Below are 13,262 nucleotides of genomic sequence, written 5' to 3' on the forward strand. Positions count from 1 at the left end.
CTGTCCGGGGGCGCAACTTCTCCACCCGTGCGTGCAACCTTCCGCGCACCTGGAAGGTCGACGTCTGCATGCTTGCCGGAACCGGCCTCCGTCTGCCCCGCACCGCTCAGACAGACCTGCGCCACGGCTCGCGCACCTGGCGCGCGACGGCCGCACAGCCCGTGAGTGCGGCATTCCACGGTTTCCAGGCACGTCGGGCAGTTCGGCGATGGTCTTCGAACTGGTCGAGTCGGCCCAGGCCCGCCGGCGGGCCGTGAACGCGCCCGCCTTTGGCTTGGCGTCAGTCGGCCGCGCTGCCCGCGACCCACTCGCTCCACGGCATGTTCCAGTCGCTGAGGCCGTTGTCCGGGGCCAGCGCGGTCTTGTCTTCGGAGTTCTTGACGATCACGACGTCACCGATCATCGAGTTGTCGAAGAACCACGCGGCCGGCTGCCTGCTGTCGCCGCCGCCCCTGACGTCCTTCAGGCCCACACAGCCGTGGCTGGTGTTGACCTTGCCGAAGACCGAGTCGGCACCCCAGTAGTTGCCGTGGATGAACGTACCCGAGTCGGACAGGCGCATGGCGTGCGGCACGGCCGCGATGTCGTACGAGGGCTTGCCGTCCTTCTCCGTGAGGTTGACGCTGGCGGCGTTCATACGGATGTGCCGGAACTTCTCGGAGATGACCATCTGGCCGTTGTACGTGGGGTGCTCGGCGCTGCCCGACGAGATCGGGATGGTCTTGATCTTCTTGCCGTCCCGCACGACGGTCATCTGCTTGGTCTTGGCGTCGACCGTGCTGATCTGGCTCCGGCCGACCTTGAACGTGACCGTCTTGCGCACGCCCTGGTGGTCGAGCGCGACGGTGACGGTGGAGCCCGGCTGCCAGTAGTGCTCGGGGCGGAAGTCCAGGCGGCCGTCGTTGAGCCAGTGGCCGACGACCCGCTGGCCGCTGCTGGAGCTGACCCGGATCTCGGACTGCACGGCCGCCTTGTGGGTGATCGGCTTGTCGAAGGTGACCGTCACCGGCATGCCCACACCGACGGTCGAGCCGTTCTGGGGGGAGAGGTGCCCGATGAAGTCGTTGGCCGGGGAGGCCGTGGTGATCGTGGCGTTCTCGTTGGCGGCCCGCCCCTCGGTGTCCTCGGCCTCCGCGGCGATCTGGTACTTGGTGGCGCGCTTCAGCGGGCCGTCCGGCTGCCAGGACGTGCCGTCCGCGGACAGGGTGCCCGGGATCTCGGCACCGCTCGCGACGGCGGTCATGGTCACCTTGGTGAGCTTGCCGTTACTGGCGGTGACCTTGACGGGGTCGTCGATCCCGACGTTGTGGGCGCCCTGTCGGGGCGTGATCTTTATCTGGGCCTCGGAAGGGTCCTGGGAGGCCGCCGGAGAAGCGTCCTGGGTGGCCGCCGGAGAAGCGTCCTGGGTGGCCGCCGGTGTCGGTGTCCCCGCGGGGGCGCCGGTGTCGCTGCCGCCCGGAGCCTGCGTCTGCGCGGGGCTGCCCGCTTCGCTGCCGCCGGTGGCAGCACTGCTGGTACCGCCCAGGGCCGTGACTGCGAGCACACCGCCGAGTACGCCGGCCGCAGCCACCAGCTTGGTGCGTCGTATTCGTACCGCGGTCAAACTCTTCTCCCATGTCTCGGTGCCGGGATCTCCGGATTCACCCCCGAAGGGACAAACGCCCCCACGAATCACTTATACACACCCACAGGCACCAAATGGGCAAATTGTGGCACAGGCCACCGTCGCCGCACGGGCCACCGGGGACCGGACCGGCGCGATCGGCTCGTGACGGGCGCCACGCGCCCGGCTGACGCGCGGGCCGCCGTTCGGCGGGCGGTCCGCGCCGTCGCGGGCCTGCGGCCGCCGGGCCGCGCACCGGCCCGGCGGCGCGAGCGGACTCAGGCGGCCCGGCGGGTCCGGCCGCGGTGGGCGCGGACGATGTCCGCGTACCGGTGGCCGCTGCCCTTGATCGTGCGCGCCTGGGTGCGGTAGTCGACGTGGACCAGGCCGAAGCGCTTGTCGTAGCCGTACGCCCACTCGAAGTTGTCCAGCAGCGACCAGGCGAAGTAGCCGGCCAGCGGGGCGCCCTTGCGCGCGGCGGAGGCGCAGGCGGCGAGATGCCCCTCCAGGTACTCCCGGCGCTCCGGGTCGTCGACGGTGCCGTCGGGGCGGACCACGTCGGGGTAGGCCGCGCCGTTCTCGGTGACGTGGATCTTCCGGGCGCCGTACTCCTCGGTCAGGCGCAGCAGCAGGGTCTCGATGCCGCTCGCGTCGATCTCCCAGTCCATGCCGGTGCGCGGGACGTCGGGACGGCGGACCGAACGCGCGCGTGGCGCCGGGCCCTCGGGGTCGTCGGCCACGTAGGCCGGGAAGTAGTAGTTCAGGCCGAGCCAGTCCAGTGGAGCGGCGATCGTCTCCAGGTCGCCCGGCCGTTCCGGGAGGTCCACCCCGTAGGTCTCGAGCATGTCGGCCGGGAAGCCGCGGCCGTGCACGGGGTCGAGCCACCAGCGGTTGACGTGGCCGTCGAGGCGGCGGGCGGCCGCCAGGTCCTCGGGGCGGTCGGTGGCGGGGAAGACGGTCGAGAGGTTGTTGACGATGCCGGCCTGTGCGTCGGGGACGGCGGCACGGATCGCGTGGGTGGCGAGGCCGTGGCCGAGAAGCAGGTGGTAGGAGGCGCGGACGGCCGCGGTCAGGTCGGTCCAGCCGGGGGCCATGGTGCCTTCCAGGTGCCCGATCCAGGCCGAGCAGGAGGGCTCGTTGAGGGTGGCCCAGAGTTTGACGCGGTCGCCGAGGCGCCCGGCGACGGTCGAGGCGTACTCGGCGAACGCCAGGGCGGTGGCGCGTTCCGGCCAGCCGCCCCGGTCCTGGAGGGCCTGGGGCAGGTCCCAGTGGTAGAGGGTGACGGCCGGGGTGATGCCCGCTTCCAGCAGGGCGTCCACCAACTCGTCGTAGAAGGCGAGACCCCTGGGGTTCACGGCGCCGGTCCCACCGGGGACCACACGGGGCCAGGCGACGGACAACCGGTAGGCGTTGGTGCCGAGTCGGCGCATCAGGGCGACGTCCTCGCGCCAGCGGTGGTAGTGGTCGCACGCGACGTCGCCGTTGTCGTCGTTCGCGATCTTCCCGGGGGTGTGCGAGAAGGTGTCCCAGATGGAGGGCGAACGGCCGTCCTCGTCGACGGCCCCCTCGATCTGGTAGGCCGCCGTGGCCGTGCCCCACAGGAAGTCGTGCGGGAGTGCGGCGAGGTCGATGCGGTCGGACACGGGAGTCCCTTCGTGGTACGGGAGGGTGGTCATTTGACGGCGCCGGCCGTCAGACCGGTGACGAGATAGCGCTGCAGGAGGAGGAAGCCGGCCACCACGGGCACGCTGACGACCAGCGAGGCGGCCATGATCTGGTTCCAGTAGACGTCGTTGAGGGTGGAGTAGCCCTGGAGACCGACGGCGAGGGTGCGGGTGGTGTCGTTGGTCATGACGGAGGCGAAGAGAACCTCTCCCCACGCGGTCATGAACGCGTACACGGCGACCGCGACGATGCCGGGGACGGCGGCCGGCACCACGATCCTGAGCAGCGCCTTCAGCGGACCGCAGCCGTCGACCAGCGCGGCCTCGTCCAGGTCGCGCGGCACCGAGTCGAAGTACCCGATCAGCATCCAGATGGAGAACGGCAGGGAGAACGTCAGGTACGTCAGGATCAGGCCGCCGCGGGAGCCGAACAGGGCGATGCCGGTGGCGTTGCCGATGTTGACGTAGATCAGGAACAGCGGGAGGAGGAAGAGGATGCCGGGGAACATCTGCGTCGACAGTACGGTGACCGTGAAGACGCGTTTGCCCCGGAACTCGTAGCGGCTGACCGCGTAGGCCGCGAACACCGCGATGACCACCGAGCAGACGGTCGCCGCGCCCGCCACCACGAGGGAGTTCACGAAGTACTTCGCGAGCGGCACCGTGGACCAGATGTCGATGTACGGGCGGATGGTCAGCCCGCTGGGCAGCCAGCGGAACTCGCCGGTGACGTCGGCGAGCGGCTTCAGCGAACTGGAGACCATCACGTACACCGGCACCAGCACGAAGCCGGTGAGCAGGGTGAGGAAGATCCGTCGCGTCCACAGGAAGGAACGGGGCGGCGCCATCGGCGAGTTCGGCATCGGGGCGCCGGGGCTAGCCATCGGCGGTCCTCCGTCCGCGTGAGGTGAACAGCAGGTACGCGCCGGTCACGGCCAGCAGGAAGAGCAGCAGCAGGACCGACATGGCGGAGCCGGTGCCGAAGTTCCAGGTGACGAACGAGGCCTGGTAGATGTGCACGGAGATCAGGTCGGCGGCCTCCGGGGCGCTCTTGCCGAACAGCACGTACGGCGTGTTGAAGTCGTTGAACGTCCACAGGAACAGCACCAGGACCAGCACCTGGTTGACCGGGCGCAGCGACGGCAGGGTGATGCGGCGGATCTGCTGCCACACCCCGGCGCCGTCCAGCGCGGCCGCCTCGTACAGCTCCTTCGGGATGTTCTGCAGGCCGGCCATCACGATGAGGAAGGCGAACGGCCAGCCCTTCCAGACCGAGACGGCGAGCAGGGCGTAGAAGCTGTTGTCGCCGATGAGCCAGAACGACGGCTCGTCGGTGAGGTGGAGCTGGTCGTGCAGCACGTGGTTCACCAGGCCGTTGTCGTGCTGGAACATGAACACCCAGGTGATGACGGCCGCGTAGACGGGCAGCGCGTACGGCACCAGGAACAGGGCGCGCAGCAGTCCGCGGCCGCGGAAGGTGTCCTGCATGAAGATCGCGGCGGCGGTGCCGACCAGCCAGCACAGGCCGACCGAGAGCAGGGTGAAGCCGACGGTGGTGAGGAACGAGTGCAGCAGTGCCTCGCCGACGGGCGCGTCGAAGTCGACCGACACCTCGTAGTTGCCGAGGCCGGACCACGGGGCACTGCCCCAGTCGCGGATGTAGAACTGGGTGAGCTCCTTGAAGCTCATCACGATGCCGATGACCATCGGCACCAGGTGGACCAGGAGTTCGAGCAGCAGCGCGGGCAGGAGCAGCAGGTACGGCAGTCCGACGCGGCGGATCCGCCCGGTGCGGCGGCGGGGTTCGCGCGCCGCACCGGGGGGCGTCCGGCGCACCGGCTCCTTCAGGGCGGTGGAGGTCATGTCGGCTCACGCCGCCGGCATCTGCTGCTGGGCCTTCTCCAGCCTGGCCCTGACGGAGTCGGTGGTCACCGCGCGGCCCGCGGCGGCGTCGGCGAACAGGTCCTTGACGGCGGTACCGACGGCCGTCTCGAACTGCGACTCCGAGGCGACCTGCGGCAGTGGGGCCGCGCTGGTGGCGAGGGTGCTCTTGAGTACCGCGTTGGACGGGGAGTTGAACGCCGTGTCGGCCTGGGCGGCCTTGACCGGCGGGATGGTGGTGTAGGCGGTGTTGAGGACCTTCTGCTCGGCGTCGCTGGTCATGAACTTGACGAACTTGGTGGCGCCGTCGACGTTGTGGCTGTTCTTGAACACGGCGATGTTGATGCCGGCGACCATGGAGTTGGTCTGCGCACCGGTGCCGGGGGTGCCGGACTGCACGGGCACCGGGGCGATTCCGTAGGCGTTCTCGCTCATGCCCTGTGCCTTGAGGTTGGAAGCCGCGGACTGCCACAGCAGCATGGCCTGCTTGCCCTTGGCGAAGTCGCTGACGGACTGGTTCTGCGCGTACTCGGCGTCGCCGGTCGGGATGACCTTGTCCTCGGCCATCAGGTCGACGTACTGCTTGACCGCCCCGACCACCTCGGGGTTGGTGAAGTCGGGCCTGCCGTCGGCGGTGAAGAAGTCGGCGTCGTGCTGCTTGGCGAAGACGAAGACGTGGTGGATGTTCTCCGACACGTTGGCACCCTCGGCGCCGAGGACCGACTTGCCCTTCGCCTTGATCTTCCTGCCGTCGGCGATCAGCTCGTCCCAGGTGGCCGGGGGCTTGGAGATGCCGGCGTCCGCGAAGATCTGCTTGTTGTAGTAGAGCGCGTACGCCATCGAGTACAGGGGCACCGCGGCCGGGTCCTTGCCCCGGACTCCGGTCGAGCCGAGCGCGGAGTCGACGAAGCGGTCCTTGCCGCCGATCCTGGCGAAATTCTCCCCGTCCCACGGCAGCAGCGCGCCGGTTGCCTGCAGGGAGGCGCTCCAGGTGTTGCCGATGTTCAGCACGTCCGGGCCCTGGCCCGAAGTGGTGGCGGTGAGGATGCGGTTGAGCAGGTCGGACCAGGGCACGACCTCCAACTTCACCTTGATGCCGGTCTGCTTCTGGAACTTGGCGAGCTCGGGCTGCAGGACCTTCTTGTCGATCGCGATGCTGGCGCCCTGGTTGGAGGCCCAGTAGGTGAGCGTCTTCGGCGAGTCGCCGGACCCGCCGCCACTCGACGAACCGCCTCCGCAGGCCGTGGCCGCGAGGGCGAGAGACATGGTGACGGCGCCTACGGCCGCGGCTCGGATGCTGCGCATGGCTCCTGGTGTCCCTTTCCGGGAGTCGATACCCCTCGGGGCTGGTCGTGAAGGCCGACACCCCGTTCGGCCCCCGAAGCCCCTCATGGCTTAATTTAGGATGTGAGTTAAACCTCAGGAGAAACGCCCGTCAAGAGATCCGGCAGCGCCGTCCGGTCCGGCGGGCGGGATTCGTTCGCGAGCCAGGGAGGCCGGGTGGCGGGACTGGGCGGCCGTACGGTGCGTGACCCGCGGCGGGAGAGCCGGGGCGCCGTTCTGCAACGGTTGCATTTCGACGGGCCGACGAGCCGGCGGGCGCTGGTCCCGGCGACCGGGCTGAGTTCGGGCTCCGCCAGCAACGTCGTGGCCGAACTGCCGGCCGCGGCCTGGTCGAGGAGTCGGGCAGCGTCGGCTCGGACGCGGGCCGGCCACGGCGGCTGCTGCGGATACGGCCGGACAACGGGTGCCTCATCGGGGTCGACGTCGGCGAGACCCGGGTACGGGTGGAGCTGTTCGACCTCGCGCTTCGTGAACTGGCACGGGCCGAGCGGCCGTTGGGGCGGCGTGTTCTTCACCCGGGGCGGCCGGCCGCCCCGGCCCGCCGTCCGCCCCGCGCCCCCACCGGCTTGGCGGACGGCGCTGGACGGACGGCTGGTGTGAGGACCGCCGGGGGTGCGCGCGGTGGTTCCCCGCCGGGGATGCCCGGGCCGGACCACGCGCACCCCCACCGCCGCTACCGGACCGGGGTCCTCACCGGCGCCGCCGCATAGCCGGCCGCTCGCATGGTGAAGGTGCCCCGCCCCTGGGTACGGCTGCGCAGACGGGTCGCGTAGCCGAACAGCTCGGCCAGCGGCACCGTGGCCGTCAGCACCGCCACGTCGCCCCGCGTCCCGGATCCGCCGACCCGGCCGCGCCGGGCGGCGAGGTCGCCGAGCACGCCGCCGACCGCGTCCTGCGGCACGGTGACCGTGACCTCGGCGACCGGCTCCAGCAGAACCATCGCGCAGGCGCCGAGCGCGGCGCGCAGACCCAGCCGGCCGGCGGTGCGGAACGCCATGTCGGAGGAGTCCTTCACATGGGTGGAGCCGTCGGTCAGCGTGACCCGCAGCCCCGTCACCGGATGACCGCCGAGCGGTCCCTCCGCCAGGGCGTCCCGGCAGCCGGCCTCCACCGCGCGCACGTACTCCTGCGGCACCCGCCCGCCGACCACGACGGACCGGAACTCGAAGCCGGTGGCCCCGGCTTCGGCACCGATCGGCTCGACGTCCAGGACGATGTGGGCGAACTGTCCTGCGCCACCGTCCTGTTTGACGTGCCGGTGCACATGCCCGCTCACCCCTCCCACGACGGTCTCCCGGTGCGCGACCCTCGGACGGCCCACCGTGACCTCGGGTCCGCCCTCGCGCCGGATCTTCTCCACCGCTACCTCCAGGTGCAGTTCCCCCATCCCGGACAGCACCGTCTGCCCGGTCTCGCCGTCGGTGCGCACCGCGAGCGAGGGGTCCTCCTGCGCCAGCCGCGCCAGTGCCGTCGCCAGCTTCCCGGTGTCCGTGGCACGCCGCGCCTCCACGGCCACGGACACCACGGGCTCGGCGGCCACGGGCGGTTCCAGCAGCAGCGGGGCGCCGGGATCGCACAGGGTCGAGCCGGGACGCGCCGACTTCAGGCCCGCCAGCGCGACGATGTCACCGGCGACCGCCCGGTCGAGCTGGGCGTGCCGGTCCGCCATGACCCTGAGGATCCGCGCCACCCGCTCGGTGCGGCCGGTGGCCGGGTCCCACACGGTGTCCCCCTTCTCGACGGTGCCCGAGTAGACGCGTACGTAGGTGAGGCGTCCGGTGCTGCCCGCGTTCACCTTGAACGCGAGGGCGGTGAACGGCGCTTCGGGGTCGGCGGCCCGGTGCTGCCCGGTGTCCTCGTGCACGCCCGACACGGCGGGCACGTCCAACGGCGACGGCAGGTAGGCGACCACCGCGTCCAGCAGCGGTTCGATGCCGCGGTTGCGGTAGGCGGAGCCGCACAGGACGACCACGCCGTCGCCGGTGCGGGTCAGGTCGCGCAGGGTGGCCGCGAGGGTGGCGGCGGACAGGGTCCCGTGGTCGCAGAACTCCTCCAGGGCGGCCGGATGCAGTTCCGCCACCGCCTCCTCCAGAGTCCGGCGCCGCCGCAGCGCCTCCGCACGCAGGGCTTCCGGCACCGGTCCCCGCGTCGCCGTGCTCGCGCCGTCGGCCCAGACCAGGGACCGCATCCGCACCAGGTCCACCACACCGGTGAACCCGTCCTCGGCACCGATCGGCAACTGGACGACCAGCGGGGCCGGATGCAGCCGTTCCCGGATCGAGTCGACGGCCCGGTCGAGGTCGGCGCCCGCGCGGTCCAGCTTGTTGACGAAGGCGATCCTCGGGACGCCGTGCCGGTCGGCCTGCCGCCACACCGACTCGCTCTGCGGCTCGACCCCGGCGACGGCGTCGAACACCGCTATCGCCCCGTCGAGGACGCGCAGCGAACGTTCGACCTCGTCGGCGAAGTCGACGTGGCCCGGTGTGTCGATGAGGTTGATGCGGTGGCCGTCCCAGGCACAACTCACGGCGGCGGCGTAGATGGTGATGCCACGGTCGCGTTCCTGCGGGTCGAAGTCGGTGACGGTGGTGCCGTCGTGCACCTCGCCGCGCTTGTGGGTGGTGCCCGTCGCGTACAGGACGCGCTCGGTGACGGTGGTCTTGCCGGCGTCGACGTGGGCGAGGATGCCGAGGTTGCGGACGACGGCGAGGGTACGGAGGTTGGTGCGCACGGCCCGTGGCCTTTCTGCGGATCAGGAGAGGGGCAGCGCGATTCCCGGACGAGAGGACCCCGGGGAACCCTGGAACGGCCGGACGGGCCTACGAGTTGATGAACCGGGTCAGCGGGTCGCCGCGGGCATCCGGTACCGGCCGCGCAGCGGGCACCGGACGGACGAGGACACCAGGATCACCTCGGACCGCGACGGGGGAACGACGACGGCGGTACGGTCACGCACGGCCGGGCTCCCCTCGGTGATCACGGTTCGGTGGACGCATGGGACGCCCCCCTGTGTTCCGGCGGGTCGGCCCGTGCGTGGTGAGTCTAGGGATGGCGGCGGGCGGCCGCAGCGAATATTCGGCGCGGCAGCGGCACACGCCCGACGAACGGGGCGGCGCACCTCGACGGGTGTCGGAGCACGCCGCCCCCCCCGGGGGGGGCGGGAGGCGGGAGGCGGGAGTGGCCCGCGCGGCCATGGCCGGCTACCTGGGGGCGCGGTCGAACTTCTTGGTGGACCAGAGGTGGCCGAGGACGGCGAGGGCGAGGCACCAGGCGATGGCGAGCCATCCGTTGTCGCCGATCTCGGTGCCGAGGAGGAGTCCGCGCAGGGTCTCGATCGCGGGGGTGAACGGCTGGTACCGGGCCACGGGCTGGAACCAGCCGGGCATGGCGTCGATGGGGACGAAGGTGCTGGACAGCAGCGGCAGCAGGATCAGGGGCATGGCGTTGTTGCCGGCGGCCTCCGCGTTGGGGCTGATCAGGCCCATGCCGACGGCGATCCAGGTGAGCGCGGTGGAGAACAGCACGAGCAGCCCGAAGGCCGCCAGCCATTCCAGGACCGTCGCGTCGGTGGAGCGGAAGCCGATGGCCACGGCGACGGCGCCGACGAGGACGACACTGACGACGGACCGCAGGACGCTGCCGATGACGTGGCCGATGATCACCGAGCCGCGGTGGATCGCCATGGTGCGGAAGCGGGCGATGATGCCCTCGGTCATGTCGTTGCAGACGGAGACCGCGGTACCGACCACGGTGCTGCCGATGGTCATCAGCAGCAGCCCGGGGACGACGAAGGCGATGTAGGCGGAACGGTCCGGTCTGCCGTCGCCGATGCCGGCGCTCATGGTGTCGCCGAAGATGTAGACGAACAGGAGCAGCAGCATGATCGGGGTGAGCAGGAGGTTCAGGGTGAGGGAGGGGTAGCGCCGGGCGTGCAGGAGGTTGCGTCGCAGCATGGTGGAGGAGTCGCGCAGGGCGAGGGCGAGGGTGCTCATCGGGCGTTCTCCTTGGGCTGGTCGGGGATGGCGGCGCCGCCGGTGAGGGCGAAGAAGACGTCGTCGAGGTCGGGGGTGTGCACGGTCAGCTCGTCGGCCTCGATGCCGGCCGTGTCCAACCGGTCGAGGAGGGAGCGCAGTTCGCGCTGGCTGCCGTCGCCGGGGATGTTCAGGGCGAGGGCCTGGTCGTCACGGGTGGCCTCGCGCAGGGCGGTGGCGGCACTCCGGTAGGCGGCGGGGTCGGTGAAGCGGAGCCGGACGTGGCCGCCGGGGACGATGCGCTTGAGTTCGTCGGCGGTGCCCTGGGCGGCGATCCTGCCGTCGTGGAGGACGGCGATGCGGTCGGCGAGTTCGTCGGCCTCCTCCAGGTACTGGGTGGTGAGGAAGACGGTGACGCCGCCGGTGACGAGTTCGCGGATGATCTGCCACATGGTGTGCCGGGAGCGCGGGTCGAGGCCGGTGGTCGGCTCGTCGAGGAAGATGATGCGGGGGCCGCCGACCAGGGTCATGGCGATGTCGAGGCGGCGTTTCATGCCGCCGGAGTAGGCCGAGGCGGGCTTCTTCGCGGCGTCGGTGAGGTCGAAGCGCTCCAGAAGTTCGGCGGTCACCCGGCGCCCCTCGCGCCGGGTGAGGTGGTTCAGGTCCGCCATGAGGAGCATGTTCTCCTCGCCGGTGATCAGACCGTCGACGGCCGAGAACTGCCCGGTGACGCCGACCGCGGCGCGTACCGCCTGCCCCGCGGTGCGCGGGTCGTGACCGCCGACGCGGACGGGGCCGCTGCCGGGGTCGGGCGGGATGAGGGTGGAGAGGATGTTGACGGCGGTTGTCTTGCCGGCGCCGTTCGGGCCGAGCAGGGAGAAGATCGTTCCCTCCGGTACGGCCAGGTCGACGCCGTCCAGGACGGTCTTGTCGCCGTAGGACTTGCGCAGCCCGTTCGCCGCGATGGCCAGGTCGGTCATGGGTGGGCCCCCTTGATCTGTCGTCTGCGGATTCAGAGGCTGCGGGCGGCGATGTCGCCGTAGGCGGTGGTGGCGTGGATGGTCAGGCCGGCGCCGGCGCCGTCGGCGTTCCGCAGCGAGTTGTGGATCCGGCCGTAGCCGGTGCCGGCGTCGAGCGAGGCGGCGACTCCGCGGGCGGCGCCGACCGAGATCCCGCCGTGCTGGGTGCGCAGGGTGACCTCGCCGCGCTGGGCCTCGGCGACGCTGATGTCGCCCTTCTGGGTGCTGATCTCGGCGGACCCGCCCAGGCGGCCGACCGAGACGTCGCCGGCCTGGAGGGTGAGGCGGGCGCCGGCGGTCTCGTCGAGCTTGACCGAGCCCTGCGCGCCCTCGAAGGCGATGTCGCCGAGGCGTCCGACGCCCCGGAGTTCGGCGAGGGCCGCCTTCGCGTCGACCCGGGACCCGGCGGGCAGTTGAACGGTCACCTCGACGGATCCGGAGGGGCCGAGGATCCGGTTCCTCGCCGCGGGGGCCTCGATCCGCAGGACGCCTTCGGCGTAGGCGACCTCGATCTCCTCCGCCGCCTTCACGTCGCGGCCCCTGGAGGCGTCGGCGGGCAGTACCTCGACCGTGGTGTCGGTCCGGTCGCTGGCGATGAACCGGATCTGGCCCGCGGGGATGTCCAGGACTGCGGAGACCGGGGCGGGGGTGTCGAACTTGTGCATGACGTGTTCCCTCTTCCATGGCGTGGGCCCGTGCGGCCCGTCGTTTCCAACAAGGGAAAAGCTACGTTGCGTTCACATAAATGGCAACGTACTCGTTGCGTCAAGAAAGCATTACCGCATGTCAGATGACATATTTCGTTGCAACCGCTGAGACTCTAACGCAACGACCCCACCAACGCTCGTTGCAATGGAGCAGGAGTGAACGCTATGGTGTGAGCCACCACGCGACACGAAGGGGACCGCGATGCCGGGAGGCCGACTCACCCAGCAGGAACGCCAGCAGATCTCGCTGGGACTGGCCGACGGCCTCGCCTACGCGGAGATCGCCAGGCGCCTCGACCGTCCGACCTCGACCGTCACCCGCGAGGTGATGCGCAACGGCGGCCCCACCGCCTACCGCGCCGACCTCGCCCACCGTGCGACCGAACAGCGCGCCCACCGCCGTCGGCCGGCCACCCCTCGCGACACGGCGGCCTCGCGGGTCCACGGCCGCGACGCCGAGGCGGTGCGCGCGTACGAGGAGGCGTTCACCACCCTGCTGATGCGTCAGGGCCTGCCGAAGATGATGTCCCGGGTGCTGACCTGCCTCTACACCGCCGACACCGGCAGCCTCACAGCGGCGGAGCTCACCCGGCACCTCCAGGTCAGCCCGGCGTCGATCTCCAAGGCCATCACCCAACTCGAGAGCCAGGGCCTGATCCGCCGCGAGCGCGACGAACGCCGCCGCGAGCGCTACACGGTCGACAACGACGTCTGGTACCAGGGGATGATCGCGGCCGCCCGGTCGAACGCCGAACTCGCCGAGACCGCACGACAGGGCGTCGCCCTCCTCGGCCCCGACACTCCCGCCGCCACCCGCCTGGAGAACATCGCCCGCTTCGTCGACTTCGTCGGCGAGAGCCTGGAGCGCGCCGCGGAACAGGCGCGGGACATCCTCTACGCGCGGCCCGAGGAGCGCCGGTCCGGCACCGCCGGTCCGCGGGAGGACCGCTGAGCGGCTGACGCGGACCGCGCGGACGGCAGGCCGCGTGGACCCTACGAGCAGAGGGCCGCGACCGTGCAGGTCGTGGCCCTCTCGCCCGTGTTCCCACGGTGATCGCGGTGGGACGTTCACG

General features: G+C 71.0%; 10 protein-coding genes and 1 pseudogene. 2 read left to right on the plus strand and 9 right to left on the minus strand.

From position 1 onward, the window contains the following. Positions 1-280 precede the first annotated feature (280 nt). The 5 genes from MXD57_RS26690 to MXD57_RS26710 all read right to left on the minus strand — a co-directional run bounded on the left by MXD57_RS26690 (position 281) and on the right by MXD57_RS26710 (position 6,453). Positions 281-1,603, minus strand: a complete 1,323-nt coding sequence (locus tag MXD57_RS26690; protein ID WP_250404583.1) for a L,D-transpeptidase — start codon at positions 1,601-1,603, stop codon at positions 281-283. Positions 1,604-1,881: 278 nt separating this feature from the next. Then, complete coding sequence (locus MXD57_RS26695; RefSeq protein ID WP_250404584.1) at positions 1,882-3,279, minus strand: GH1 family beta-glucosidase; 1,398 nt, start codon at positions 3,277-3,279, stop codon at positions 1,882-1,884. Then, complete coding sequence (locus MXD57_RS26700) at positions 3,276-4,151, minus strand: carbohydrate ABC transporter permease (RefSeq protein ID WP_250404585.1); 876 nt, start codon at positions 4,149-4,151, stop codon at positions 3,276-3,278. The genes MXD57_RS26695 and MXD57_RS26700 overlap by 4 nt, the downstream gene beginning before the upstream one ends. Next, positions 4,144-5,130, minus strand: a complete 987-nt coding sequence (locus MXD57_RS26705; protein WP_250404586.1) for a carbohydrate ABC transporter permease — start codon at positions 5,128-5,130, stop codon at positions 4,144-4,146. Before MXD57_RS26705 ends, MXD57_RS26700 begins: the two co-directional genes overlap by 8 nt. A gap of 6 nt (positions 5,131-5,136) precedes the next feature. Continuing rightward, a complete protein-coding gene (locus tag MXD57_RS26710) occupies positions 5,137-6,453 on the minus strand; it encodes an ABC transporter substrate-binding protein (RefSeq protein WP_250404587.1) in 1,317 nt (438 codons plus the stop codon). A 195-nt stretch (positions 6,454-6,648) separates the two neighbouring features. On the opposite strand from MXD57_RS26710, the pseudogene MXD57_RS26715 reads away from it, so the two are divergent. Next, a pseudogene (locus tag MXD57_RS26715) lies at positions 6,649-6,989 on the plus strand (sugar kinase); the annotation flags it as partial. 176 nt (positions 6,990-7,165) lie between these two features. Here MXD57_RS26715 and fusA read toward each other — a convergent pair. The 4 genes from fusA to MXD57_RS26735 form a co-directional block, all read right to left on the minus strand. Then, on the minus strand, positions 7,166-9,223 hold the full coding sequence (gene fusA, locus MXD57_RS26720; protein ID WP_250404588.1) for an elongation factor G: 2,058 nt from the start codon (positions 9,221-9,223) through the stop codon (positions 7,166-7,168). Between the two features lie 469 nt (positions 9,224-9,692). Beyond that, positions 9,693-10,484 carry an ABC transporter permease gene (locus MXD57_RS26725; RefSeq protein ID WP_250404589.1) on the minus strand — a complete coding sequence of 264 codons (792 nt, stop codon included), beginning with the start codon at positions 10,482-10,484 and terminating at the stop codon, positions 9,693-9,695. Then, the gene (locus MXD57_RS26730) at positions 10,481-11,443 is read right to left on the minus strand and encodes an ABC transporter ATP-binding protein (RefSeq protein ID WP_250404590.1); all 963 of its coding nucleotides are present in this window, start codon (positions 11,441-11,443) and stop codon (positions 10,481-10,483) included. Before MXD57_RS26730 ends, MXD57_RS26725 begins: the two co-directional genes overlap by 4 nt. 32 nt (positions 11,444-11,475) lie before the next feature. After that, the gene (locus tag MXD57_RS26735) at positions 11,476-12,147 is read right to left on the minus strand and encodes a DUF4097 family beta strand repeat-containing protein (RefSeq protein ID WP_250404591.1); all 672 of its coding nucleotides are present in this window, start codon (positions 12,145-12,147) and stop codon (positions 11,476-11,478) included. A 244-nt stretch (positions 12,148-12,391) separates the two neighbouring features. Between MXD57_RS26735 and MXD57_RS26740 the strand changes: the two genes are divergently transcribed. Further along, complete coding sequence (locus MXD57_RS26740; protein ID WP_250404592.1) at positions 12,392-13,141, plus strand: helix-turn-helix domain-containing protein; 750 nt, start codon at positions 12,392-12,394, stop codon at positions 13,139-13,141. Positions 13,142-13,262: the final 121 nt, after the last annotated feature.

The organism is Streptomyces cellostaticus (assembly GCF_023630175.1).
GTDB lineage: Bacteria > Actinomycetota > Actinomycetes > Streptomycetales > Streptomycetaceae > Streptomyces > Streptomyces cellostaticus_A.

Bases quoted from the DNA above. Each gene is read 5' to 3' on its own strand.
- MXD57_RS26695 (WP_250404584.1), bottom strand. From the start codon at position 3,279: ATGACCACCCTCCCGTACCACGAAGGGACTCCCGTGTCCGACCGCATC.
- MXD57_RS26730 (WP_250404590.1), bottom strand. From the start codon at position 11,443: ATGACCGACCTGGCCATCGCGGCGAACGGGCTGCGCAAGTCCTACGGC.
- MXD57_RS26710 (WP_250404587.1), bottom strand. From the start codon at position 6,453: ATGCGCAGCATCCGAGCCGCGGCCGTAGGCGCCGTCACCATGTCTCTC.
- MXD57_RS26700 (WP_250404585.1), bottom strand. From the start codon at position 4,151: ATGGCTAGCCCCGGCGCCCCGATGCCGAACTCGCCGATGGCGCCGCCC.
- MXD57_RS26725 (WP_250404589.1), bottom strand. From the start codon at position 10,484: ATGAGCACCCTCGCCCTCGCCCTGCGCGACTCCTCCACCATGCTGCGA.
- MXD57_RS26735 (WP_250404591.1), bottom strand. From the start codon at position 12,147: ATGCACAAGTTCGACACCCCCGCCCCGGTCTCCGCAGTCCTGGACATC.
- MXD57_RS26705 (WP_250404586.1), bottom strand. From the start codon at position 5,130: ATGACCTCCACCGCCCTGAAGGAGCCGGTGCGCCGGACGCCCCCCGGT.
- MXD57_RS26740 (WP_250404592.1), top strand. From the start codon at position 12,392: ATGCCGGGAGGCCGACTCACCCAGCAGGAACGCCAGCAGATCTCGCTG.